We start from the raw sequence: 23,347 nt of genomic DNA, 5'->3' as shown, positions 1-23,347 counted from the left end.
TTTAGCGTGTGTCGCAACGGTGAGGCTCCTGGGGGACGCAGACGGATTTCGTGTCGTTTTCACCGCGTCCACACGAACACGCATCCGCTCATTCAGGAGAACTCCCATGAACGACGACGTCACGACGATCGCCGGACTCGCACGCCGCTGGGCCGCAGGAGACGACCGATCCCCGGCGACCGACGTCACCGCTCCCGCAGCCGGCCTCAGCCGCTGATCACCGCCCGATCGGCGCGCAGAAACATGGTCGCCATCGGACCCGATCCTGCGCCATCGTCACATAACTGAATCTTCATTCAATCCACTCCCACGACGACCCCTCGGGACTGTAACGTTGCCCTCAGTGAGGACGCGGGGCCTGGGGAGCCGCAATCCGAATTCCGAACCGCGGCCGTTCGCCGCACGCTGACATCCTGAGGGAGGACGTCTCGTGATCAGTACCGTCGCACATCTGATCGATGACCGCGAGCTGTCCCAACACGGCATCCGCCGGATCGGCGACAGACCAGGCCTCGGATCCCGCGAGCGCGTCGTCGGCGGCGTGCTTCTGCTCGGCATGAGCGGCGGCACGTCGGAGCTCGCACTCGACACGGTCGCCGCGTACCCCGACCACGCGGTGTTCGGATTCGTCGAGACGCAGGGCATGTGGTCACGACTCGATGGGGAACCGTGGGTCGAGACCGACGGCGGCCTGGTGATCGCCCCGCAGGGAATCACGCGCCGTCTTCGCTGGTCCGGTCCCTGGCGCGTCGTCGCCGCACTCGTACCCCGGGCCGCCGTCGCGTCCTTCGTACCCGCGCTGCCGCAGGACGCCGCCGTGTACACCGAACGGCGACTCCTCGATTCGTCGGTTCAGCGCTTCATCGGCAGCCTCTTGGACGCCGATGCCGAGGCATCGGCCATCGAGCAGTACGCGATCGAGCAGCTGGTCATGGAGATGACCGGTGCGCTCCTGCTGGACCGCGTCGGCGGAGTGTCCGGACAGGGCTCCCCCCACGCCGTGCTGCGAGAACGCGCGATCGCGGTGATCGCGCAGCAGTGCGGCGATCCGAGCCTGAATCCGTCGCGTGTGGCGCGGGAGGTGCAGTCCTCGCTCCGCCAGCTCCAGCTCGTCTTCTCAGAGTCCGACAACAGCGTCGCCGGTGAGATCCGACGCCAGCGGGCACGTCTCGCGCACTCCCTCCTCGTCGACAGCCGCTACGACGTGCTGAGCATCGACCAGATCGCGCATCGAGCCGGATTCAACTCTCCGATGAGCCTCCGTCGCGCCCTCGACGAGGCGTACGAGACGACGCCGCGCGCACTCCGCGCCGCCCGCCGCGCGTAGCTCGAACCGGCCCCTCCCCCACCCCCGAACGCACAGTTCGCGCAGGTTGTGCGCACACTGCGCGGACTTCTCGAGAACCCTCTTCTCGCCTGTCTTCGTCGACCTAATTTGAGGTCACGGAGAGGCTCCTGGGGGATGCAGACGAACGTGTCGCCTCTTCGCGACACAGCGGGAAACCGCATCTGCATCTAGAGGGAGAACACTCGAATGACCGAAGAAATCCAGAAGGAAAAGGGCTTCTCACGCCGCACCGTGGTCAAGGGAGCGGCCTGGTCCATCCCCGTCATCGCCGCCGCCGTCGCCACGCCGCTCGCCGCCGCCTCGAACGTCGACGTGGGAGCCTTCGCCCTCCAGGGAACCTGTGGCATCCTCGGTGTCCTCGGCCCCGGCTTCACGCTGGAGGCCGGCGCAGTGCCCATCCCTGCCGGCACGACCATCGCTGTCACCGGTTCGGGTGTCGCAAACATCGGTGTGTTCAGCGTCACCGGCGGTACGGCCACCGTGGGCGTGCTCTCGGGTACCAGCCGCCTCGTCACGCTGACCGCAGCGGTCCCGGCCGGCGCCACTGTCGCCTTCCGCACCACGCTGTCGATCTCGGTCGCCTTCAACCTCAGCGCGGCGGCAACGTTGCCCGCTGGATACACGGGCACGGGCGCGAAGACCGCAGGCACGGTCAGCTCCACGCTGATCCTCTGCTCCGCGACCTGATCAGCCACGACACGATCTGAGCACACACGCTCGCAGAGCGGTCGGACCTTCGCGGGTTCGGCCGCTCTCGTGATCCAGGATGATGTTGACATGAACGCGTTCCTCGTCACCCTCGCGGTGTTCCTCGCCGCAGTCTTCGCGGTGAGTGCCGTCGGCAAGTTCCGCGCGCCTGATCGCGGCAAGGCTGCGTTCGGCGCTCTGAGAATCCCGGTGCGTCACTCCGGCGTCGCGGCCATCGTGCTCATCGTGGTGGAGGCCGTCGTCGCGGCGGCCCTCGTCGCCACCACCGGGTGGTTCTTCATCGCCGCGTGCGTGAGCGCCGCGGCTCTGACGATCGGGTTGCTGGTCGCTGTGAGCCGGGCACATCGCCTGGGCGCCACCGAGGACTGCGGATGCTTCGGCGAGTGGCTCCCGGCGGCGATCGGACCGCGCCTGATCACCCGGAACATCGTGCTGACGATCATCGCGATCGTGCTGCTCGTCGGCGCACTGGTCATGCAGGTGCTCCTCCTGCGTTCGGTCGGCGTGCCGTTCCTGCTCACCTCGACGACGGTCGCGCGGGCCGCGGCGGGGGCGTTGCTCGCCGCCCTGCTCATCGCCATCGCGATCTGGTCGATCGTCCGCACGACCATGGACACCCTGGCGGATGCGGTGTCGATCACGTCGGGTGCCGGCGCCGTGGTCCTCCCTGAGTCATCCGAGATCGTCGATCTGCTGGCCGTCGGGTCCCGCGCACGTCTCCTCGTCTTCGTGTCGTCCGGGTGTCATGCGTGCGCGGTCGCGCTGGCAGAGGTGGAGGCCGCAGGAGAGCTCCTGGGCTCCCTGGTCGACGTCTACGTCGTGCAGCGGGCCTCCAGCGGTTCCGCATCGCTGGAGAGCACGCACTCGCTGCCGTCGACCGCACGATTCGCGCTGGACGTGGGCGGCTCACTCGGCACATCTCTCGGCGTGGGAATCCCCCGCCCGGTCGCCGCGCTCATCGGCACGGATGGACAACAGGCTGGACCGTTGGCCATCGGCAGCCGTGAGATCGCTCTGCTCGTCAGCAGCATCGCAGGGCTCGCGGCAGCCACCCCGTCGGAGTGACCTATTCAGCGGCGACGCAGTCGCTTCCGGCGGCCGGTGATCCAGCCCATGACCCATTCCACGGGGCCGGTGCCGACGAAGCGCCACCAGAGCCAGCCGATGACGATCATGCCCGGGACGATCACGAGCCACCCGAGGTAGACGTTGTCGATCGGACGCCCGTTCGCGGTGTTCCACACGGCGATCAAGCCCACGTGCAGCACGTACAGCGACAAGGCGACCTGTCCACAGGCGCGCAGAGGGACGAAGACGGCGTCCCAGAAGCGACGCGCGCCATCTCGTCGCGCTGTGGCGGCGAACACTACGAGGGCGTACACGGTGAAGACGAGACCGATGTCGCGGAGCGTATCGATGTAGTTGCCGGAGACGGTCGTCGCGATATCCAGATACACGGCCGCCGCCCACCCCAGGTAGGACAGCACACCGATCGCTCCGAGCGCCCACAGGAGCGTGTCTCGACGCAGCCCGTGCCGGATGAGCAGGCCACCGACGAGGAAGAAGGGCAGGAGGTTGATGAGCCGGTAGTGCGGGCTCATCAGCGTCCACTCCAGCACGTCGCGCACGGGCGACGGTGCCGTATAGGCCCACGCCCAGCCTCGACCGAGCGCCACCAGGGGCTCGCTGAGCACGAGGACTCCCGCCGCGATGCCGATGACCCAGGGCGTGCGGGCGAGCAGGATCGGCACCCCCACGATGAGAAGCACTCCGAGATGGGCCAGGATGATCGCGACCCACGACCCCCACGTCGCCATCCACACGCCGAGCACGATCAGGAACAGTCCGCGCACGACCTGCTGCACGAGCGTGCGACGGACAGACGGACGGCGGCTCCACACGAGCTGCGCCGACATGCCCATGACCAGCGCGAACAGGGGCGACGCCATCTCGCTGAACATGGCCGTGATGAAGTCGAGCGCGCCCGGCTTGCTCGGCACGAAGGCCGAGGCGTGCGCGATCAGCATCGCCACGATGGCGACGCCGCGCAGCACATCGGGGATCACGAGCCGAGCAGCCATGGGCACCGGGGCCGCGGACGAACTCGTGCGCTCAGCGTCGACCTCGGCTTCTCGGCTCATTCTTTGACACTATTGGGTGTGACCTCGACAGCGCGACCGGAGAACACGACCGCCGACGCGGAACAGCCTCGTCGCGGGCGCCCGTTCCGCAGCGTCTGGTTCCACGTCGCGTTGGCTCTCGTGCTGACGCTGCTGGTGGTGGCCTTCATCGGCCAGCCGTCATCGAGCTCCATGTCGCCCACGCTGCAGCCGGGCGACCGCTTGATCGTGAATCGTCTCGCCTACATCGCCGCCGATCCCGCCCCCGGGGACGTCGTCGTCTTCCGCCCGGATGAGGCGTGGGGCGACCGACCCGCTCCGAGCATCAATTGGATCTCGGCCGGCCTCGGCTGGGTCGGGGAGACGACGGGCATCAGGCCCTACGTGCTCGTGAAACGCGTGATCGCAGGCCCAGGACAGACGGTCGAGTGCTGCGACGCCCAGGGGGCGGTGCTGGTCGACGGCAAGGCGCTGGACGAGCCGTATGTCGTCGACGATCTGCCGTTCGTCGCCGGTTCTCTGGATTGCGATTCGACGCCGATCTCCGTTCGCTGCTTCCCCGCCGTCACCGTGCCGGAAATTGCTTACCTCGTGCTCGGCGACAACCGCGCGAACTCCGCCGATTCGGCGTTCCCCTGCCGGGGCGTTCCCGACGTGGATGCCGGATGCTTCCGCTGGATGACCCGCGACGATGTGTTCGGCGAGGCCGGGCCGATCCTGTGGCCGGTCAGCCGCTGGGGCGGGCCGTAGCGGTACGGGCCTAACCCCCGCAGCCGGGAGCGTCGATCGTGACGGGCGTCGCCCGCACCATCGGGGTCGTCCAGATGTCGTAAGGGCCGTAGTCCGCTCCCGTCGTCCCCTCAGCGCCCTTCATGGTCACCGTGATGGTCGCGGCCGTCTGCGGCGTCGTGAGCACGCTGATGCGCACCGCATCTCTACCGAGGTGGCCGCCCTCGGAAATCAGACCGGATCTCTCCGCCCCATCGACCTTCCACGATTCGATCGTCGCACCGACCGGGGTGTACACGACCACATCGGTGGCGATGTCACCGGGGCGATAGTGCGGGCCGGTGATGAAGTATGGCAGCCCGGCCGCCTCCTCCGGCGTGATGTTGTTGGCGAACGTGATCGTCTGCGTGAACGTCGGAACGCCGGATGCCGTGCACTGATCCGTCGTCGAGGTCACCGTCGCATCGGCGTAGTAGTCGGTCTTGGCACCCGTGGTGTCGTTGAAGAAGACTCCGGCGACGGTGCGGTCGTCATTCGTTTCCGGAAGTGTGCCCGACAGCTCCGTTCCGGAGACCATCGCTTCGATATCCGGGTTCGACGACCAGATCCTCATGCGTCCCTCGTCGGACGACTGGCGAAGCGCGTCGAGCAGTGCCACCGGATTCGTCACGCCGGAGGTCAGAGCGTCGAAGATCTTGGCCGCGGCGCCGGCGAAGAACAGATCCTGCGCGGTCCCGTCGGCACCGACGCCGTCGACGATCTCGCCGTAGTTGAAGTACACCTCGTTCAGGAGCAACGAGACGGCGTTCTCGCTCGTGAGCGTCTCCCCCGTGTCCAGCGGTACCGGCCCCGTGGCAGTGAGGATGTGGCTGAGGGCGACCGGGTCGGTGACGATCACGTCATCGAACGGCGGCAGACCTTCATCGGCCCACCATGCCTTCAGGATGTCGACCGTCGTCGGCAGGTCCGGCGTAGCGGTCATGTTGGGCACCCACCGACCGATGATGTCGGAGTACAGGTGCTCCGTCTCCGCGTCGAGTGGAGCGATGCTCTCTGCGCGCGCGTTGCCGAACTGCACGCTCGTGGCCTGTGTCGTGAGTTCGATGCGACCGTCGGTCGCGGTGACGAGGGCCAGCGCGGCGGGGTTGCCGCCTGACGCGCGCAGCTCGGAGTTGCCCTGGAACATGAGCAGGTAGGTTCGCGGCTCACCCTCACCGAGGGCGGCCGGCAGCACTTTGAGGATCGGCGCGAGTGTGCCGAGAGTCTCGTCGACGCCGTTGACGGCTCCGTCGAGCGAATCGAGCGCATCGCTGACCTGGGGAAGCAGGAAGGCGCGGTCTGCCCCATCGATCCGCGCATTGATCGCCGAGAAGGTCGTCGCCCCCTGGGACGCGACACCCTCGAGGTTGCGGACGGCAGCAAGATCCACCGCACCGTCGACGGGTCGGAACGCCGCGAGATCCAGATTCGGCAGCGCCTCCACGGCGAAGTCGGCGATCTCGTCCACGCTCTCGGCCGCCGCACGGATGGCCGAGAGGTTCGGCCCCAGGAACGGGATCCACTCCGCGATGCGCCAGTCCGCACCTTCGGTCTGTCCGACCGCCCGCACAGCGAGGTCCTTGATGGTCGCCGCATCGGCCGCTGCGCCTTCGGCATCACCGGAGACGACCTTGGCCGGCAGTCCGCCGGCCACAGGAACGGCAGGAGAGAGAGCGTCCCGCACGCTGAGCGCTTTCGAGGCGGCGACAGCACCGAGCACGACCACGCCCGCGAGAATCAGAGCGATGAGACCGACGATGATCCAGACGATTCGCCTGCGGCGGGAACGCCGCGACTCCTGTCGGTCGGCGGCGGCGCGCCTGCTGGCACGGGTCTGGTGTGTGGAGGACATCGCTTCCTATTCAAGCGCAGTTCGCTGGGCGATACGTGAGGCCGCCCAGGCGGGGGCGTCAGAGGGCCCGCGCGCGCTCAAGGCCCGGTCCGCGGCGGACCGCCACCCACGCGATCACCCATGTGACGAGGTAGACGATGCTGAGGCTCACGGAGAACAGCCATGCGGTGAGGATCAGGTCCAGCGAAAGACCGATGGCCGCCAGCACCACCGCGCCGACGAGAACCACTCGGAGGATATCCAGCCCGAGCGTCCATCCACCGCGCTGAAGAACGACCAGGACCTTGCTCATCGGGCTCACGATCAACCGGGTGGCCGCGATCGGGGACATCGCGATCATCAGTTGCGCAGCCGTGCCCCACCCCGGTCCGAGCAGGATCGGGAGGAACGGCGGAGCGCAGAGCACGACGACGAAGACCACGATCCCTGCGATCACCGCGAGCACCGCAGAGACCGAGAGGAAGTACCGCGTCAGACTTCCTTTGCCCTCTCTCACCACCTCGGAGACGTGCGCCTCCACGACCTGCCCCACGGCGGTGGCCACCAGCACGAGAGGAGCTGCGAGGATTCGATCTGCCAGCGCCCATTGTCCCGCGTCGCCGACAGAGAACCAGAGGCCGACGAAGAGCACCGGGATCACCAATCCGGCGGAGTTGAGTATCGCCGAGGGTGTGAACAGCGCCGGAAATCGCCAGTACTTCGTGATCAGTCGACGCACGTCCATCGAGGAGAACCGCTCCAGCTGAGTCCGCAAGGCGAGGACGAGCGGCACGATACCGGCCGCGCGACCGATCGCGTAGCCGCCGATGAGGCCGGTCGCGCTCGGCGCGGCCAGCCCCCAACCGAGCTGCGACGCCGCAGCGAGCACGGATTGATAGACGCTGCGACGTGCGACCGCTCCGTAGCGATGACCACGCAACGCATACTGCCCCAGCAGAGTGAACGCGGCGGTCAGGAACGTGATGAGAGCGACCCAGAGCGAGAACCACGGAAGTGCCGCCATGTTCGACAGCAGGCCGCACGCGAACACGATCTGAAGGACACCCGCGGATGCTGCGCTCACGACCACGGCGCTGATCATGCCCACCCCGAAAAGCGCCGAGGCGTCGCGGTTGTCCTTGGGCAGCATCAGAGCCGAGTCCAGGCGCAGCGCCGCGGCGGGTGCCGCGATGGACACGACGGAGATCACGAGGGAGAGGAACCCGAAGTCCTCATCGGAGTAGATCCGCGCGAGAAAGGGAGTCACCGCGAGTGTGAGCAACTGCCCGATCGCAGTGCCCAACACGAGAGACATCGCGCCCTTCGCGCCGCGCGATCGCACACGGGACCAGAACGATCCCCCGTTCATGCGCGCGACTTCGCGCGATGGAGCAACCGCCAGCCCTGCATCGCGCGTCGTATCCGGATCACCGAGGTCGACGTCGTGTCGTCGCCGTATGGCCCCGACCGAAGGCTTTCGGCCGTCGGCCAGAGAACACGGAAGAAGACTCGAAGCCGTTGACGTGGCGGCACCAACTTGATCGCCTCGAAGTAGACGTGCAACGGGCTGTCGGCGAGGCGCCAGGCCCAGTCCTTGGGCACTGCGGCGTTGTCGAGATCCAACCGGAATTCGGGGAATGCTCGCCGCAGCGCTGCCGCAAGGGCGTACTCGGCGCCGGCGTCACGCACCAGGGACGGGACAGTTCTGCCGCCTCTGCGAAGCACATCTCCGGCTTTGCCCACCTGCTGCGCGGTGGGCATGCGCCCCTGGAGAGGACGAACATCATGCAACGCGCTGATGATGGCGTGCATGTCCGTGGTGGGCGTTCTGGCGTCGTACCCGGCGAACACCCGCACGTCGGATTTCTCGCTCACCAATGCGAATGCATCGTCGGCGTCCATGGCGATGCCGGGGAACCACGTGTGCACATCGATCGCGCTCCCCCAATCGCCGACCCGGAGGGTGAGCGAGTGCAACACTCGCGTCCCCGTGAACGCCGAGAAAGCTGGTTTCCATCCCCATTCCTGCATCGCCCGGGCCAACCGGATCTCATCGGCGGGACGCACCCAGCAGTCGACGTCGCCGGAGTGCTCACGATCTCGCAACCCCTGCGCGTGAAGCGTCGGGCCCTTGATGAAGAGGATGTCGATCTCCTCGGCCGCCGCAACCCACCCGAGCAGCGAGTAGACGAGCTCATGCATCGGCGAGGAGAGCCACGGGCCCCGGATCTCCTGCACCCTCGCGGAGTGCCCGACGTCGCGCGAGACGATGCCCATCTGCTCCATGTCGGTGAGGATCTGCCGTTCGGACTCGTCGAACACAGACTCGTCGAGCGCAGCGTCCACGAGCCGTAACCACAGGAGGGCGCCCTCGCCGTAGAGGAAAAGAGGTGACCCCGGTCTCACCGGGACGACGAGGAGCTCATGTCGGTCACCGCCGAAGGAGTGGTCGCGCACATCGAGCGCTCCATAGCTGACCGCGACCAAATCCGACACAGGGCCATTCTGTCAGCACCGCTCGCCCCGCCGGACGCATCGCTGCGCGAGCCGACTCCTGTAATCTGAGGATGAGGGGGAGTTGATCATGAGGGACAGCTGTGCCTGAACTGCTGCTTTTCGTGTTCCTGCTCACGGGAATATTCGCGATCACGGCCGGTCATCGATTCGGCCATCTTTCCGCGATCAGCCTGTTCACCTATGCGCAGGCGACGATGGCCGCGGGAACCCTGCCTGCGCTCGACACGACGATCGCAGCGGACCAGACGCACGGCTCCCTGATCATGCTGACCTTCGGCACGCTGGTCGTCGTCTCGATCGTCGCATCCTTCACGAACCGACGCGACGCGTCGACCCGCGCCGCCTACGCACCCGAGATCGATTTCGAGGTGCCCCGACGCAGCGTCACCTTCTGGATCGTCGTCTCCATCGCCATCTGCATCGGCTACTTCGCGAGCATCGGTTACATCGCCTTCTTCGAATCGCTCGAGTCACTCGCCGGCAACACCGGCGAGGATCTGGCCGGCTTGCGACTCGAGTCCTATGCGGGGAGTCGCTACTTCTTCCCGGGGTACGTCAACCAGTTCAAGAATGCGCTGTTGCCCGCCTTGACGATCGCCGCGTTGGTGTCCGCATATCACTTCCACCGGCGAGGACGCACTCTCCTCGCTCTGACACTTGTACCCGCGACGCTGGTCTTCCTCCTGGGCACGGGCCAACGCGCCGCCTTCGTCCTCGCTCTCGCCCTTGCAACCGTGGCCGCGTACTTCATCACGCCGCGCAGCTTCAAGAAGTACGCCATGCGGGTCGCGGTCGTCGGACTCGGGCTCTTCTTCCTCACCACTGTCGCGAGTGGACGTGTGGCAGCGGACCTTCGTGCCGCGTCCGGACTCGGGCAGCAGATCGGCATCCTGTTCGAGCAGCTCGCCTTCCGTGTGCTCGGCAGCAACCAGACGAGCTCCGTCACCGGGTTCCGTTACGTGTACGAGCTCGACATCCCGTTCGCGAGTGAGTGGTGGCAGGGTCTCGTGGGGCTGCTACCTGGCCAGACAGGGAGCGACCTGTCCAATCGCATCTTCCAGGTTCTGTATGGCTCCACACGCGGAACGTCGCCGCTGTCGCTGTGGGGAGCGGCGTATCACAACCTCGGCCTGCCCGGTTCGATCGTTCTCGCTGCTGTGCTCGCGATGATCCTGTGCGCCATCTCGACGACCGTCAACAAGCGGAAGCAGACCAACCTGATCCAACTCGTCGGAATGGCAGGAGTCACCGTCACGCTGGGAACCTGGATCGCCGATGGTCCGACCTCCGTTCTGAACAGCGGTCTCGCGATGTACGTCATCGTCTGGTGGTGGGGCTCGCGGATCGAGGTCCGGAAGGCGCGGGCCCTCGATCGCGCGACGTCATCCTCGGCATCGACGAATCGGTATCGTCCGCGGAGATGAGACGCCTCACCAGCCCGAGAACAGTTTGAACAGGCGGGTTCGCACAGCGAAGAGCGAGGACGTCGCCATCGACGCCGCACGGAGCTTCGTGCCCCAGGATGCGCCACGGTGGGTGAGCACACCCCAGAGATCGCCCGCGTAGCGCTTGTCCTCGACATCTGCCAGCACGCGGAAGCGTCGACGATCCTCTTCCGGCACCGGAACTCTTCCCGTCTCGGCGAGGTGTCGATACGCGACCATCCGCGCGTGCATCGATTCGGTCATCCGCGGAAAGCTCTGCCCGCGCGGGTTCGAGTTGCCCGGATGTATGCGATAGCGCAGCACGATGTCCGGGATGTCGCGGTGGGCATCAGCCATCGCACCGGCGATGCCCCCGATCCAGAGATCCTCGGAGACCAACATCGACGGGATGGGGAACGCGGCTTCGGCCAGGGGCCGAGACAACGCGATCGTCCCGCCCGATCTGGCTCCGCGGCGCGGATCCCGCGGGATCACCTGCCCGTCGAATCGGGGATCGTCGGAGAACGTCATCAATCGCGCGAAAGCGGCGACGCGGGGCGAAGTCGATGTGGTGGCCGCGCGCACCGCATCAGCTCGTGCGGCGACCGACCCGGCCGGTAGGACGTCGTCTCCTCCCAGGAGGAGGATCACATCTCCCCGCGACTCCGCGAAAGCGCGGTTGAACGCGCCGACCTTGCCCTGCTTCCCTTCGCTGATCACGCGCACCCGCGGATCGCCTTCGGCCATCGACCGTGCCTTCGCGACGGTGTCATCCGTCGATCCGTCGTCGACGAGGATCAGCTCGAGCGCGCTGTGCGACTGCGAGAGCACGCTCTCGATCATCTCCTCCACGTGCTCGGATTCGTTGAAGAGCGGCGAGAGGATCGACACCAGCGAAGACTGCTCGTCAGTCATGCAGCCCCAGTCGCGCGCGGTGGGAGTGCGCGGTCGACAGGATGAAGGCCGTCGCGCGCCACGCCGTGTTGTCGATCTCGTATCCTGCGGGCAGCGACGCCAGGTCTGCGGGGATACTCAAGCGGGCCTCGACCGCGCGCAGCACGCCGTCCGCTGTCAAGCCTGTCGTGATGATGGCGCCGGCATCCAACGCCTCCGGACGTTCGATGAAGTCGCGCACCGTCACGGCGGGAAAACCGAGGATGCTCGACTCCTCGCTGATCGTGCCGCTGTCGGAGAGCACCAGCTTCGCCTTCTGCTGCAACCGGATGTAGTCGTGGAACCCGAACGGCGGGTGGAAGGTGATGCCCTCGATCGCCGCCTCGTCATCGAGCGCTTCGATGCGCTTGCGGGTCCTCGGGTGCGTCGACACGAGGATCGGCAGGCCGTACTCGGAGCGCAGCGCCTGCAGTGCCGCGATCGCGGAGCGGAGGCGCCGCGGGTTGTCGACGTTCTCCTCACGGTGCAGGCTCACGAGGAAGTACTCCCCGGCGGTCAGACCGGCCTTCTCTACGGCGTCGCTCGCATCGATCTGCTCCCGGTTCTGTTCGAGCACCTCGCGCATGGGCGAACCGGTCAGCACGATCTTCGACGGGTGCAGGCCCTCGCCGAGAAGGTTGCGCCGTGCGTGCTCGGTGTACACGAGGTTGTAGTCGGCGACGTGGTCGACCAGACGGCGGTTCGTCTCCTCGGGCACGTTCTCGTCGAAGGAGCGGTTGCCCGCCTCCATGTGGAACACCGGGATCTTCATCCGCTTGGCGATCACGGCCGAGATGCAACTGTTCGTGTCTCCGAGCACCAGGAAGGCATCCGGCTGTTCGGCGCGAAGCACCTCCTCGGTCTTGACGAGGATCGAGCCGAGTGCCGCGCCCAACGACGAGGTGTCCGCCTCCAGGAAGTGGTCCGGACGCCGCAGCCCGAGGTCTTCGAAGAACACCTCGTTGAGCTCGTAGTCGTAGTTCTGGCCCGTGTGCACGAGCACCTGATCGGTGTGCTCGTCGAGCAGCTTGATGGTCGCGGACAACCGGATGATCTCGGGCCGTGTTCCGACCACTGTCATCACTTTGAGCTTGTCGGCCATGGTCACACTGCCTCGGCAATCGTGTCGGGGTTCGCGGGATCGAAGATGTCGTTCGTCCAGAACGAGGTGTACAGCACATCGTCGCCGATGTTCGTGATGTTGTGCGCCCACATCGTCGGCATGTCGACGGCACCGGGGGCATCGCCGGACACCTCGAACGAGATCACCTCGTCGGTGAAGAGTCGCCTGAGTGAGATGCGCGCCCGCCCCTGGAGCACGGTGAAACGCTCGATCTTCCGGCGGTGGTAATGGTCGCCCCGCGTCACTCCCGGCACCGTCGTCGAGAACGATGACTGGCCGGGGCCGCCGTGCGAGCGGATGATCTCGAAGAACGATCCGCGGGCGTCTGCGTGCCGGGTGAGGTCGATGGGCGCTTGCGCGGGGAACGTGTACGAGCGATAGGTGTTGAAGAGGTCGCGATCGAAGGAGTCCGCGACGCTGGGGATCTCGCCCCGTTCGTAGAGCGCCGCGTAGCCCTGAAGACGAGCCAGCACGCCGGAGACCGTCTCTGTCCGCTGCAGTCGGTCGAGGTCGCCGACCGGCACCGCACCGGTGAGGAGATCGACGGCATTCTGCGCATGCAGGAGAGTGAGTTCCTTGTCGTTGTCGACCGTGGGGGTCTCGCCGGTGGCGATGAGGTGGCTGAAGGTCGCCGTCACCGCGTTGTAGAACGGACGCCCATGCTCGCCGAAGAGATTCGGGAGCCGCACGTCGACGAAGTCGGCACCGATGTCGGATGCCGCGGCGGCGAGAACGGATGCCGCCCGCGCCTTCGCCTCGCCGTAGACGGACCCGTTCGTGGATTGCGTGGAGTTCGCGTAGACGACCACACGAGGCGGAGTCGCAGCAGCGCGCACTGCTGACGCGAGTTGTTCGGCGAAGCGGATGTTGCCGGCAGTCACCTCTTCATCGCTCGCCCTGTTGACGCCCGCGATGTGGATGACGTGCGGGCTGCCGTCGACGGCATCCGTCGCCTGAGCGAGGTCGAACGCCTCGCCGACCGGAACGGACGTGACCCCCGTGCCGGACTCCTGGAGCGCCGAACGCAGGTGCCATCCGAGGAATCCTCGTGCGCCCGTGACAGCGAGTCCGCTCATCTGCCCGACACCGCCTCGGGAAGACCGGCCTCCCGCAGCTCGGCGCGCACCTCCGGCAACGTGAGCAGGAGCGCCTCCACCTCGGACACCGACATCTGCTGCACGGTGTGGGAGTCGTAGTCCTCGAACCGATTCTGTGTGACGTCGCCCTCTTCGAAATAGACGCTGTAGTTGAGGTCCCGCTTGTCGGCCACGACGCGGAAGTACTCCCCCATGTCCCTCGCGCGCGCCAGTTCCTCACGGGTGGCGAGCGCCTCCGAGAGCTTCTCCGCGTGGCGGGTGCCGATCACCTCGACCTGTGCATCGGAGCGGAACAGGTTCAGGGTCGCCTGCGCCAGAGTGCCGATCGAGGTCGCCTTCGCCTTGCGCACGAACAGGTCGCCCTGCTCGGCGTTGCGGAAAGCGAACTCGACGAGATCGACCGAGTGCGCCAGCGACATCATGAAACGCGTCATCTCGGGATTGGTCACCGTGATGTTCTTACCCGCCTTGATCTGGCGGATGAACAGGGGGATCACCGAACCGCGCGAGTACATCACGTTGCCGTACCGCACGCACGAGACGGTGGTGTCGGTGTTCGGATTGTTCAGGCCGTGCGACTGCGCGACCTTCTCCATCAGCGCTTTCGACATCCCCATCGCGTTGACCGGGTACACGGCCTTGTCCGTGCTCAGGGCGACGACGGACTTCACGCCGTTTCGGTCGGCTGCGCGCACCACGTTCTCGCTGCCGTGCACATTGGTGCGCACCGCCTCCATCGGGAAGAACTCGCACGACGGCACCTGCTTGAGCGCCGCCGCATGGAAGACGAAGTCGACGTCGCGTGTCGCCCGCTCGACGCTGTCGTAGTCACGGACGTCTCCCACGTAGAACCGCACGCGGGAGTCGGGGATCTCATGACGCATGAGGTCCTGCTTCGCCTCGTCCCGGCTGAAGATGCGGATCTCCGACACATCACGGTCGAGCAGTTTCTTCGCGACCGTGTGCCCGAAGGAGCCGGTGCCACCGGTGACCAGCACTCGTGCTCCGCCGTATGACTCGCTCATCGTCGCCTACTCGTTTCCTTCGCGGCTGCCGAGAGCAGCTCTTCGATCCTGGAGATTCCCGATTCGCGGGAGAAGTTCGTGTCGTACAGCGCTCTTCCACGCTCCGCCATCCGGGTGCGTTCCCCGGTCGAACGTGCGGCCGCCGCACGGAAGGCCGCTTCGAGTGAGCCTATGCTCTCGGCATCCGCCGTCAGCCCCACTCCTTCGCTGTCGACCAGATCTCGCACGTCGCCCTGCACGGTGCTCACGACGGGGATTCCGGCGGACAGCACCGCCTGGAACTTCGAGGGGATCGTGCCCCGGAACACCGGCATATCCTTCAGGGAGACGAGCGCGTAGTCGGCGCGGGCGTAGACCTCCGGCATGCGCTCACGCGGCACCGGGTCCTCGAAGCGCACGTTGACGGCCCCGATCTCGTCGACGAGTCGGCGCAGCCCTGCGCGGGCGACACCGTCGCCGACGATCGTGAGACGCACGCCGTCGTCGACGGCGGCATGAGCGGCCTGCACGGCCGTGGCCAGGTCCTGCATGTCGCCGACGTTGCCGGCATAGACGATCTCGGCACGCGGAGTGTCGGTCTCGGGAAGCGCGGACTCCACGACCTCGCCGGCATCCGCCCAGTTGTAGACCAGATGAGTGCTCGAGGCCGGAGCTCCCCGCTCGACGAGCGTCTCGACCATCGTCGGGGCGATGCCGATCACCCCGGCCGCCCGACGGTACATGCTGCGCAGCCAGGGTCCGAGGACCGAGGAGATCACGCGTTCCTTCGTGCCTCCGGCGATCATCGACGACCCGGTGATCGAATCCGGCCAGAGGTCCTGGACATGCAGCACGAAGGGGCGTCCGCCGGTGGCGTGCCACAGCCACGGGCCGAATCCGGCGGTCATCTGGGTCGCGTAGACGTAGATCACATCGGCGTCTCGGGAGAGGCCGCGCGCGGTCGACGAGCTGAGGGCGAACGAGAAGTAGTTCAGCATGCGCTTGAGGGCACTCTGGGAGTGATCGGCGAAGAGCGGCACCCGTCGAACCTCGATGCCCTGCTGATGCTCGGCGCCCCGCCAGCGCTGGCGGTAGCCCGGGAACACCCGCCCACCCGGGTAGTTCGGGTAGCCGGTGAGTACGGCGACCTGATGTCCGCGCGCGGCGAGGCCCTGCGCGAGGTCGGAGGGCAGGGGCACCGCTTCCGGCGGATAGTACTGGGTGACGATCAGCACCTTCACGAGGGATCGACTCCCCCGAGAACGCGCGCCGGGACTCCGACGACCGTCGTCTGCGAGGCCACATCCTTCGTGACGCACGCAGCGGCTCCGACGGTCGCCCCCGCGCCGACTGTCAGCCCCTGCAGCACGACGGATCCGGCGCCCAGCAGGACTCCGGTCTCGACCACCACATTGCCGGAGACGACCGCACCGGGATTGACCGAGACGAAATCGGCGAGCTCGGCATCGTGACCCACGATGCTCCCCGGGTTCAGATGGACGTGGTCGCCGATGCCGACGTTGGTGGAGACCTGCGCGCCCGAGGCGATCACGACGCCCGCGCCGATACGCGCCCGGGAGCCGACCACAGCGCAGGGATGCACGAGGGTCGCCGCATCCAACCCGGCCGCCGCGAAACGCGCGGAGACCGCCCGGCGGACGGCGGGAGAGCCGATGGCCACGACGTACCGTTCGTCTCCGTCGGCCAGGGGCAGCCAGGTCTCCTCGGTGCCGAGATAGGTGATTCCTCGATCCCGCAGACGACCGAGATCGAGCTCGCGCGGGCCGGAGTCCACGATACCGACCAGTTCGCGGTCTGCGCCGTCGGCGATGCTCGCCTCGAGGACGTCGAGGGTCTCGCGTCCGAAGCCGCCCGCACCGATGATGACGATCCGCTCAGTCATCCTCTTCTCCGAACTTCCTCATCGTGGCGTGGCCCTCGGCGCTGATACCCTCGCGCACGACGACCGAACGGACTGTACCCACCAGTATCCGTGCATCGAGGGCGAGGCTGCGGGTGTCGACGTAGGTGACGTCGAGCGCGAAGCGCTGCTCCCAGTCCACCGTATTGCGTCCGTTGATCTGCGCGAGTCCGGTGATCCCCGGCCGTACCTCGTGCCGGCGGGCCTGTTCCGCCGTGTAGCGCGGGAGATACTCGACGAGCAGTGGGCGCGGACCGACCACGCTCATGTCGCCCCGCAGCACGTTCCACAGCGACGGGAGCTCATCCAGGCTCGTCGAACGCAGGATCCGACCGAAGCGCGTCAATCGCTGCTCGTCACTGATCCATCCACGGCTCGCATCGGCGTTGCGCATCGAACGGAACTTGTACAGCCGGAACACCCTTCCGCCGCGCCCGGGCCGCGGCTGGGTGAACAGCACGGGGCTTCCGAGGTTCACCCGCACGGCGACGGCGGTGACGGCGATGATCGGGCTCAGGACGATCAGTCCGACGACGGCGGTGACGAGGTCGAGGGCCCGCTTGGCGACGTCGTACGGCCGCCGGGTGCGCGTCGACACGTCAGCGGCCATCGAGGAAGGTGAGGATCCCGGAGCGCACGCGCTCTCGCTGCTCCCCTGTCAACGCCGAGCCGCTGGGCAGGGTCAGCCCCCGCTCGAACAGCGACTCCGAGACACCGTTCACGATGCCTCGGGCACCGGCGAAGACCGGCTGCAGGTGCATCGGCTTCCACAGCGGCCGGCTCTCGATGTCGTCGGTCGCCAATGCCGCAGCGAGCTCGTCCGGGCGCCACCCCGTGACGGTGTCATCGACGAGGATCGACGTCAGCCAGACGTTGTCCTCGTGATCTCCGGCGGCACCGAACACCTCGACGCCCGCGACCTCGGCGAAGAGCTCCTTGTACAGCTGACGCATCTCTCGTCGGCGCGCGATCATCGTGTCGAGTCTTCGCAGCTGTGCGCGCCCGAGGGCCGCGAGGAGGTTGCTCATGCGGTAGTTGTAACCGATGTCGGTGTGCTCGTAGTGCACGACCGGCTGGCGCGCCTGGGTCGCCAGATAGCGCACGCGCTGAGCGATCTCGGGCTCGTCGGTGAGCAGCATCCCTCCGCCCGACGTCGTCATGATCTTGTTGCCGTTGAACGACACGATCGAGGCGCGGCCGAAGCTGCCGGCGGCGCGACCACGGTGGGTCGCCCCGAGCGATTCGGCGGCATCCGACAACACCGGCACGTCGTACTCGGCGGCGATGTCGAGGATCGCGGTGTAGTCGACCGCCTTGCCCAGGAGATCGACCGGCACGATCGCCGTCACGTGCTCGCCCGCGGCGTTCAGCTGCTGCAGGGCCTGACGCAGCAGCTGCGGGTCCATGTTCCCGGTGGCCGGATCGGCGTCGATGAAGAACGGTTCCGCGCCGGTGTAGACGATCGCGTTCGTCGTGGCCGCGAACGTCATCGTCGATGTCAGTACGACGTCGCCTGGCTGGACGCCGAGCGTGAGAAGACCGAGGTGCAGCGCTGCGGTGCCGGAGCTCAACGCCACCGCGTGAGCCACTCCCACTCGTGCAGCGAGGTCGCCTTCGAAGCCGTCGACGTCAGGACCGAGCGGAGCGATCCAGCCGGACCGCATCGCCGCGACCACGGCATCCTCCTCGAGCTGACCGACATCCGGCGAGGACATGTAGATGCGTTCGGTCACTTCTTGAACTCCGAGATGTCGATCCGGATCGGGTCGATGATGGCGGTGTCGTTGTCGCGCGGCACGGAGAGCATGCGCGCTTCCCATCCCGCCTTGTCGAGACGCTCGGGCGAGATCGTGTCCGCTCGGGTGTGGGAGATCTTTGGATGGAAGGGACGCTCGAGGTTCTCCTGCGAGCCGACGAGCACCTCATGCAGCTTCTCGCCATGACGGAGCCCCGTGAACACGATCTCGATCGTCTTCCCCGACATCGAGATCATGCGCTTGGCCACCTCGAGGATCGACACCGGCTGGCCCATGTCGAGGATCAGCACCTCGCCGGGTCGCCCGATACCACCGGCCTGGATGACCAGTTGGCAGGCCTCGGGGATGGTCATGAAGTAGCGCGTGACCTCGGGGTGGGTCACGGTGATCGGGCCACCGGCCTCGATCAGCGTCTGGAATGTCGGCAGCATGGAGCCGCGGCTTCCGATGACGTTTCCGAAACGCACGGAAAGATACCGCATACCCGTCTCGGCGCCCGCCCACGCGGTGAGCTTCTCCGCCACCCGCTTCGAATGCCCGAGCACGCTCGTCGGGTTCGCCGCCTTGTCGGTGGAGATGTTGACGAAGGTGTCGACGCCGACCGCCCGTGCGGCGGTGATCACGTTCAGCGTGCCGAGAACGTTCGTCTTCCACGCCTCGTCCGGATACTGCTCGAGCATGGGGAGATGCTTCAGCGCAGCGGCGTGGAACACGACGTCAGGACGACGGTCGATGAAGATGTCGAGGAGGGTCTGCTCCTCGCGGATGTCGGCGAGCACCACATCCCGTGAATCGAGCAGTCCATGACCCGAGGTGCCCAGCTGCGCGACCTGCAGACCGGTCTCGTCGCGGTCGAGCATGATGAGTTCGCTCGGCCCGAACTTCGCCAGCTGACGGCAGAGCTCGGAACCGATGGACCCGCCCGCGCCCGTGACGAGAACACGTCGTCCGGCGATGAAGCCCGCGATCAACTCGACGTTGGTGTCGACGGGATGACGACCGATGAGGTCTTCGATGCTGATGTCGCGGAGGTCGACGGGCGATTCCTCGCCCGACATCATGCTCGACAGGGTCGGCGTGATCGTGACACGGAGTCCGGCGCTCTCGGCGTCGTCGGCGAGCCTCCGAAGCAGCATGCTGTCGGCCTGCCCGATCGCGATGACGAGGGTGGTCGCCCCCGTGTCCTTCGCAGCGGCGATGATCTCGGTCGTGCGGCCGATGACGGGCACACCGCGCAGCCGGAGATTCTTCTTCGCAGGATCGTCGTCGAGGATGCCCACCGGCCGCAGGGGTGAAGTGGGATCCGTCATCATCTGGTGCAGCAGCATGTCGCCGACGTATCCCGCGCCGGCGATCAGTGCGGGCTCCGCGGTGGCTCCCGGCTTGCGACGCCGCTCGATGACGAGACGGGCGCTGTACCGGACACCGAACATGAGGAGGAGGACGAAGGGGAAAGCGAGGATCACCGTGCCGCGGGGAAGACCGACGACCGGTCCGAGGATCATGACCACGGCGGACAGGATCGATGCCTGCACGAGCACGGCAAGGCCGAGCGCGCGCACCTCGTCGAACGAGCCGTAGGTGAAGCGGCCCCGATAGAGCACCAGGTAATAGCCGACGACGACCTGGCCGGCAGCGGCGACGACCGCGAGCACCACCATCGAGATCCATCCGCGCACACTCGGCTCGAATTCGAAGCGGAGAACGACGGCGATCACGATCCCGACGATCCAGGCAGCGCTGTCGACGATCGCCGCTGCGAGCCTTCGCCGTTTCTGCATGACGGAGACCACTGGTTCCCGTTCCGGATCCGCTGACACTTCATCCCCCCGTGTGCGCGCTCTGAACACCATTCCACTCCGGGGTCTGGGGCCCTGAGGAGCGGCGACTGTCTCGGCCCTTCAACCGATGTATTGGTTACATCGTGTCACACCCCAGAACGGGGGATGCGCGCGAGCGCGCGTCGTCGTACTATCCGCCGAGAATGGCCTCAGAATCGCTCAGAAAGCGAAACACGACGTCACAACCCGCGCGCTATGGCGCTTGTCGCGTCTCCGGCGACCGGAAGACGATCGAGTGGTAGAGCACGAAACGGATGGCCACGACGATCACGATGCTGACGAGGTTCACGGCGTTGACCGCGATGGCTCCCGGGGCGCGACCGAGCATGCCCGCGGCGATCTCGACACCGAGCCAGAGCAGGCCTGCTCCGATCGCGGTGCAGGCGGCGTTCGTGAGGATGAACAGCACCAGTTCGGAGACACGACCCCGGCGCTCGCGGTGTCGGAAGGTCCATTCACGATTGCCGAAGTAGGCGTTGACGAGTGCGACCAGCGATGCGACGATCTTCGCCGCCACCACGTCCCACCCCCACGCATAGACGAGCAGGTTGAAGACACCGATCTCGATCAGCGTGCTGAGTCCCCCGACGACGAGGAATCGGCTGCCCAGGCTGGCGAGTCGCCGCAATCGGGAGGTGGGTTTCATGTCTCGACTAGGCTACTGGCAACGCACGCGCACTCCGAACGCGGCACATTCGGAGGTCCCATGCCCATCAGTCATCTCGCCATCGTGATGCCCGCCTATAACGAGCACGAAGGCATCGGTGGCTTCATCGACGAGATCAGGGATGCTGTCGATCCCCTCGCTGAGCGCATCACATTCCACATCGCCGATGACCGGTCGACGGATGCCACCGCATCCGTGTTCGATGGCGTCGCCGATGTGACCGTCGAAGTGCAGCCGACGAATCGAGGGCACGGCCCCACGGCTCTCGCCGCCTACCGCGCCGGTCTCGCGGCCGGGCCGGAGGTGCTGGTGCACGTCGACGGTGACGGGCAGTTCTACGGCTCCGACTTCGCCCGGCTGCTGTCTGCGCTTCGTCGAGAGGATGCGGATGTCGTCCACGGTGTGCGCGACGGCCGCTCCGACCCCTGGTATCGCAAGGTTCTGACGGCCGCCGTCGGTGTGCTCGTCGCCGGGGCTGCGGGACGACGGATCCCCGACGTCAACACTCCGCTGCGGGCCTACCGCCCCGAGGCGCTCCGGCTGCTCGTCGATGCTGTGCCGGCGGACGCGTCCGTGCCTCACGTGCATTTCTCCCTGGCCGAAGCGCGCGCGGGATTCGTGGTGCGCTACATCCGCGTGGCCAGCATCCCCCGCCGCGGCTCGTCGTCGACCGGCACGATGTGGGGCCGGGGCGCAGGCGTGACGCTCCCGCCCAAGCGACTTCGCCAGTTCGCCCGCGCAGCACTGCGTGAAGCCTGGGATCTCTCGTTGCGCCCGTCGGCGCCGCTGCGCAGCATCCGACTTCCGGAGCCGGCCCGACGATGAGCAGGGCACGCACGGTCGCCTTCTGGGTGCTTGCTGCGGCTCTCGTGCTCGGTCATGCGATCGTCGCGTGGCACAGCCTGTTCGTCTGGCGCTTCTGGGAAGACGAAGCGTTCAACCTCACCGTGCCGCGCAATCTGCTCGCCGGACTCGGCTACTCCAGCGATGGCGCTCTCTCGGGGTCGGTCATCACGCCCTTCGACCCGCGCATCTCCACCGGGCCGGTCGTCCTGCTCCCGGTCGCGGCCGTGCTCGCGACCGGCGCCGACATGGTGATCGGGGCTCGGCTGATCCCACTCGCGTTCTGGATTCTGCTGCTGGCCGGTCTCGCCGTTCTCGGTCACCGCATGGGCGGCCGCTGGGCCGCCCTGCTCACCATCGCCGTGCCCCTCGCCTTCACGGCATCCGGCGGGTACTCGCCCATCCAGGGACCTGCCGATCTGCTCGGTGAGATCCCCGCCGCCGCACTTCTCGTCTGGGCATTGGTCGTTCTGCCGCGCCGCGCGTGGCTCGCGGGGCTCCTGGTCGGACTGGCCGTCCAGGCGAAGCTGATCGCCTTGCTCGCGCTACCCGCATTCGCGATCGCGTTGTGGGTACTGGCGGACGGCAGTGGCTGGCAGCGTCTGCGAAACACGCTGCGCCGCTCCTGGTTGCCTCTCGGGATGCTCGCCGTTCCCACTCTGCTCTTCGAATTCGCCGCGCTGCTCTCGCTGGGCCCCTCGGGATTCGCGACGCACGTTCGCGCACTCGTCGGCTTCCTCCGCAGCGGCGGACAGGGGGCATCGACGTCTGTCACAGAGAAACTCGCCACTCTCGCCCAATCATGGTCGCTGCCCAGCATGATCGTCCTCATCGCGGGAATCCTGCTCGCCGCCCTCGTCGTCGCGGGGATGGTCACCGCCGTTCGCGCACCCTCTTCCGATGACCGTCCTGTGCTCGCCTACGCGTCTGCGGCCACGGTGGGAGCGATCGCCTTCCTCGCCTGGTGGGCCACAGCCTCGCACCTGCCACTGTGGATTCGGCATCCCTCCGTCGGCATCTACGCGTTCGTGCCCGTCTTGTTCGCCGCCGCCGTGTGGTCTGTCCGCCGGCTCCCCTCCGGCTATGCGAATCGCGCAGCCACCGCCGCTGTCGCTGCTCTCGCCATCGTCGTCGGAGCCGGAGCCACGGCCCACGCCGGGTCGAGCTACATCCCACGCTCACAGACTCTGGCGGAACAGCGTGCTGCCGTCGCGCCTCTCGCCGCGTGGGTCTCGGAGACTGACACGCGGTGGCTGGCCGCAGAACCCTGGGGGGATGCTGTGCCCGCGATCGTGCTCACCGGCGCACACGTCGGTCTGTTCGACGCCCCCTCGATGTCGGACACGCCACGCCTCACCGGCCAGGAGTGCACCACCGAGACCCTCGCTGAGGGCGGCTACCGCATCTGCGCTCCACGCTGACACGGTGCCTCTCCTTCGGCCTGT

General features: G+C 67.0%; 21 protein-coding genes. 7 read left to right on the top strand and 14 right to left on the bottom strand.

Going from position 1 to position 23,347, the window contains the following annotated elements:
• Positions 1–430: 430 nt before the first annotated feature.
• The 3 genes from P0Y60_06075 (at position 431) to P0Y60_06065 (ending at position 3,121) form a co-directional block, all read left to right on the top strand.
• Positions 431–1,327 carry a helix-turn-helix domain-containing protein gene (locus tag P0Y60_06075; GenBank protein ID WEK62320.1) on the top strand — a complete coding sequence of 299 codons (897 nt, stop codon included), beginning with the start codon at positions 431–433 and terminating at the stop codon, positions 1,325–1,327.
• 207 nt (positions 1,328–1,534) lie between these two features.
• Complete coding sequence (locus P0Y60_06070) at positions 1,535–2,035, top strand: hypothetical protein (GenBank protein ID WEK62319.1); 501 nt, start codon at positions 1,535–1,537, stop codon at positions 2,033–2,035.
• Positions 2,036–2,125: 90 nt separating this feature from the next.
• Positions 2,126–3,121, top strand: coding sequence for a hypothetical protein (locus tag P0Y60_06065; protein ID WEK62318.1), 996 nt, complete (start codon positions 2,126–2,128; stop codon positions 3,119–3,121).
• A gap of 5 nt (positions 3,122–3,126) precedes the next feature.
• Here the strand turns inward: P0Y60_06065 and P0Y60_06060 are convergent, their stop codons facing one another.
• On the bottom strand, positions 3,127–4,197 hold the full coding sequence (locus P0Y60_06060) for a DUF418 domain-containing protein (protein ID WEK62317.1): 1,071 nt from the start codon (positions 4,195–4,197) through the stop codon (positions 3,127–3,129).
• A gap of 18 nt (positions 4,198–4,215) precedes the next feature.
• On the opposite strand from P0Y60_06060, the gene lepB reads away from it, so the two are divergent.
• Positions 4,216–4,926, top strand: a complete 711-nt coding sequence (lepB, locus tag P0Y60_06055) for a signal peptidase I (protein ID WEK62316.1) — start codon at positions 4,216–4,218, stop codon at positions 4,924–4,926.
• Between the two features lie 10 nt (positions 4,927–4,936).
• On the opposite strand, the gene P0Y60_06050 is transcribed toward lepB, so the two are convergent.
• Genes P0Y60_06050 through P0Y60_06040 form a run of 3 tightly spaced genes read right to left on the bottom strand, consistent with a single transcriptional unit; the run spans position 4,937 to position 9,271 of the window.
• Positions 4,937–6,796 (bottom strand): DUF4012 domain-containing protein, encoded by a 1,860-nt coding sequence (locus P0Y60_06050; GenBank protein ID WEK62315.1) that lies wholly within the window; start codon positions 6,794–6,796, stop codon positions 4,937–4,939.
• A gap of 58 nt (positions 6,797–6,854) precedes the next feature.
• The gene (locus P0Y60_06045) at positions 6,855–8,090 is read right to left on the bottom strand and encodes an oligosaccharide flippase family protein (protein WEK62314.1); all 1,236 of its coding nucleotides are present in this window, start codon (positions 8,088–8,090) and stop codon (positions 6,855–6,857) included.
• Between the two features lie 50 nt (positions 8,091–8,140).
• Positions 8,141–9,271, bottom strand: a complete 1,131-nt coding sequence (locus tag P0Y60_06040; GenBank protein WEK62313.1) for a hypothetical protein — start codon at positions 9,269–9,271, stop codon at positions 8,141–8,143.
• Between the two features lie 101 nt (positions 9,272–9,372).
• Between P0Y60_06040 and P0Y60_06035 the strand changes: the two genes are divergently transcribed.
• The gene (locus tag P0Y60_06035; GenBank protein ID WEK62312.1) at positions 9,373–10,716 is read left to right on the top strand and encodes a hypothetical protein; all 1,344 of its coding nucleotides are present in this window, start codon (positions 9,373–9,375) and stop codon (positions 10,714–10,716) included.
• A 6-nt stretch (positions 10,717–10,722) separates the two neighbouring features.
• Here P0Y60_06035 and P0Y60_06030 read toward each other — a convergent pair whose 3' ends face one another.
• The 10 genes from P0Y60_06030 to P0Y60_05985 all read right to left on the bottom strand — a co-directional run bounded on the left by P0Y60_06030 (position 10,723) and on the right by P0Y60_05985 (position 21,038).
• Complete coding sequence (locus P0Y60_06030; protein WEK62311.1) at positions 10,723–11,631, bottom strand: glycosyltransferase family 2 protein; 909 nt, start codon at positions 11,629–11,631, stop codon at positions 10,723–10,725.
• Positions 11,624–12,730 (bottom strand): UDP-N-acetylglucosamine 2-epimerase (non-hydrolyzing), encoded by a 1,107-nt coding sequence (wecB, locus tag P0Y60_06025; protein WEK62310.1) that lies wholly within the window; start codon positions 12,728–12,730, stop codon positions 11,624–11,626. Before wecB ends, P0Y60_06030 begins: the two co-directional genes overlap by 8 nt.
• 23 nt (positions 12,731–12,753) lie before the next feature.
• Positions 12,754–13,848: an NAD-dependent epimerase/dehydratase family protein gene (locus tag P0Y60_06020; GenBank protein WEK62309.1), complete on the bottom strand. Its 1,095-nt coding sequence runs from the start codon at positions 13,846–13,848 to the stop codon at positions 12,754–12,756.
• Positions 13,845–14,894 carry a polysaccharide biosynthesis protein gene (locus tag P0Y60_06015; protein WEK62308.1) on the bottom strand — a complete coding sequence of 350 codons (1,050 nt, stop codon included), beginning with the start codon at positions 14,892–14,894 and terminating at the stop codon, positions 13,845–13,847. The genes P0Y60_06020 and P0Y60_06015 overlap by 4 nt, the downstream gene beginning before the upstream one ends.
• Positions 14,891–16,114, bottom strand: coding sequence for a glycosyltransferase family 4 protein (locus tag P0Y60_06010; GenBank protein ID WEK62307.1), 1,224 nt, complete (start codon positions 16,112–16,114; stop codon positions 14,891–14,893). Before P0Y60_06010 ends, P0Y60_06015 begins: the two co-directional genes overlap by 4 nt.
• Positions 16,111–16,776 carry a NeuD/PglB/VioB family sugar acetyltransferase gene (locus tag P0Y60_06005; GenBank protein ID WEK62306.1) on the bottom strand — a complete coding sequence of 222 codons (666 nt, stop codon included), beginning with the start codon at positions 16,774–16,776 and terminating at the stop codon, positions 16,111–16,113. The genes P0Y60_06010 and P0Y60_06005 overlap by 4 nt, the downstream gene beginning before the upstream one ends.
• A complete protein-coding gene (locus tag P0Y60_06000; protein ID WEK62305.1) occupies positions 16,769–17,404 on the bottom strand; it encodes a sugar transferase in 636 nt (211 codons plus the stop codon). Before P0Y60_06000 ends, P0Y60_06005 begins: the two co-directional genes overlap by 8 nt.
• Positions 17,394–18,527, bottom strand: coding sequence for an aminotransferase class I/II-fold pyridoxal phosphate-dependent enzyme (locus P0Y60_05995; GenBank protein ID WEK62304.1), 1,134 nt, complete (start codon positions 18,525–18,527; stop codon positions 17,394–17,396). The genes P0Y60_06000 and P0Y60_05995 overlap by 11 nt, the downstream gene beginning before the upstream one ends.
• The gene (locus P0Y60_05990; GenBank protein WEK62303.1) at positions 18,524–20,332 is read right to left on the bottom strand and encodes a nucleoside-diphosphate sugar epimerase/dehydratase; all 1,809 of its coding nucleotides are present in this window, start codon (positions 20,330–20,332) and stop codon (positions 18,524–18,526) included. The genes P0Y60_05995 and P0Y60_05990 overlap by 4 nt, the downstream gene beginning before the upstream one ends.
• A gap of 253 nt (positions 20,333–20,585) precedes the next feature.
• On the bottom strand, positions 20,586–21,038 hold the full coding sequence (locus P0Y60_05985) for a GtrA family protein (GenBank protein ID WEK62302.1): 453 nt from the start codon (positions 21,036–21,038) through the stop codon (positions 20,586–20,588).
• Positions 21,039–21,098: 60 nt separating this feature from the next.
• Here P0Y60_05985 and P0Y60_05980 point away from each other — a divergent pair, with 60 nt between their 5' ends.
• Both P0Y60_05980 and P0Y60_05975 read left to right on the top strand, forming a co-directional pair.
• A complete protein-coding gene (locus P0Y60_05980; GenBank protein WEK62301.1) occupies positions 21,099–21,884 on the top strand; it encodes a glycosyltransferase family 2 protein in 786 nt (261 codons plus the stop codon).
• Positions 21,881–23,323, top strand: coding sequence for a hypothetical protein (locus tag P0Y60_05975; protein ID WEK62300.1), 1,443 nt, complete (start codon positions 21,881–21,883; stop codon positions 23,321–23,323). The genes P0Y60_05980 and P0Y60_05975 overlap by 4 nt, the downstream gene beginning before the upstream one ends.
• The last annotated feature ends 24 nt before the right edge of the window (positions 23,324–23,347 follow it).

The sequence above is a fragment of the Candidatus Microbacterium colombiense genome, assembly GCA_029203165.1.
Taxonomy (GTDB): Bacteria; Actinomycetota; Actinomycetes; order Actinomycetales; family Microbacteriaceae; genus Microbacterium; species Microbacterium colombiense.
Note: the sequence above shows the minus strand (reverse complement) of the source record. Positions and strands in the feature narration are given on the sequence as shown.

What these genes read in the sequence shown, in the direction of transcription:
- P0Y60_06070 (WEK62319.1), top strand. Translation starts at nt 1,535, where the DNA reads ATGACCGAAGAAATCCAGAAGGAAAAGGGCTTCTCACGCCGCACCGTG.
- P0Y60_05990 (WEK62303.1), bottom strand. Translation starts at nt 20,332, where the DNA reads ATGCAGAAACGGCGAAGGCTCGCAGCGGCGATCGTCGACAGCGCTGCC.
- P0Y60_06060 (WEK62317.1), bottom strand. Translation starts at nt 4,197, where the DNA reads ATGAGCCGAGAAGCCGAGGTCGACGCTGAGCGCACGAGTTCGTCCGCG.
- P0Y60_06065 (WEK62318.1), top strand. Translation starts at nt 2,126, where the DNA reads ATGAACGCGTTCCTCGTCACCCTCGCGGTGTTCCTCGCCGCAGTCTTC.
- P0Y60_06045 (WEK62314.1), bottom strand. Translation starts at nt 8,090, where the DNA reads ATGTCTCTCGTGTTGGGCACTGCGATCGGGCAGTTGCTCACACTCGCG.
- P0Y60_06030 (WEK62311.1), bottom strand. Translation starts at nt 11,631, where the DNA reads ATGACTGACGAGCAGTCTTCGCTGGTGTCGATCCTCTCGCCGCTCTTC.
- P0Y60_05980 (WEK62301.1), top strand. Translation starts at nt 21,099, where the DNA reads ATGCCCATCAGTCATCTCGCCATCGTGATGCCCGCCTATAACGAGCAC.
- P0Y60_06020 (WEK62309.1), bottom strand. Translation starts at nt 13,848, where the DNA reads ATGAGCGGACTCGCTGTCACGGGCGCACGAGGATTCCTCGGATGGCAC.
- P0Y60_06000 (WEK62305.1), bottom strand. Translation starts at nt 17,404, where the DNA reads ATGGCCGCTGACGTGTCGACGCGCACCCGGCGGCCGTACGACGTCGCC.
- P0Y60_05985 (WEK62302.1), bottom strand. Translation starts at nt 21,038, where the DNA reads ATGAAACCCACCTCCCGATTGCGGCGACTCGCCAGCCTGGGCAGCCGA.
- P0Y60_05975 (WEK62300.1), top strand. Translation starts at nt 21,881, where the DNA reads ATGAGCAGGGCACGCACGGTCGCCTTCTGGGTGCTTGCTGCGGCTCTC.
- wecB (WEK62310.1), bottom strand. Translation starts at nt 12,730, where the DNA reads ATGACAGTGGTCGGAACACGGCCCGAGATCATCCGGTTGTCCGCGACC.
- P0Y60_06050 (WEK62315.1), bottom strand. Translation starts at nt 6,796, where the DNA reads ATGTCCTCCACACACCAGACCCGTGCCAGCAGGCGCGCCGCCGCCGAC.
- P0Y60_06005 (WEK62306.1), bottom strand. Translation starts at nt 16,776, where the DNA reads ATGACTGAGCGGATCGTCATCATCGGTGCGGGCGGCTTCGGACGCGAG.
- P0Y60_06015 (WEK62308.1), bottom strand. Translation starts at nt 14,894, where the DNA reads ATGAGCGAGTCATACGGCGGAGCACGAGTGCTGGTCACCGGTGGCACC.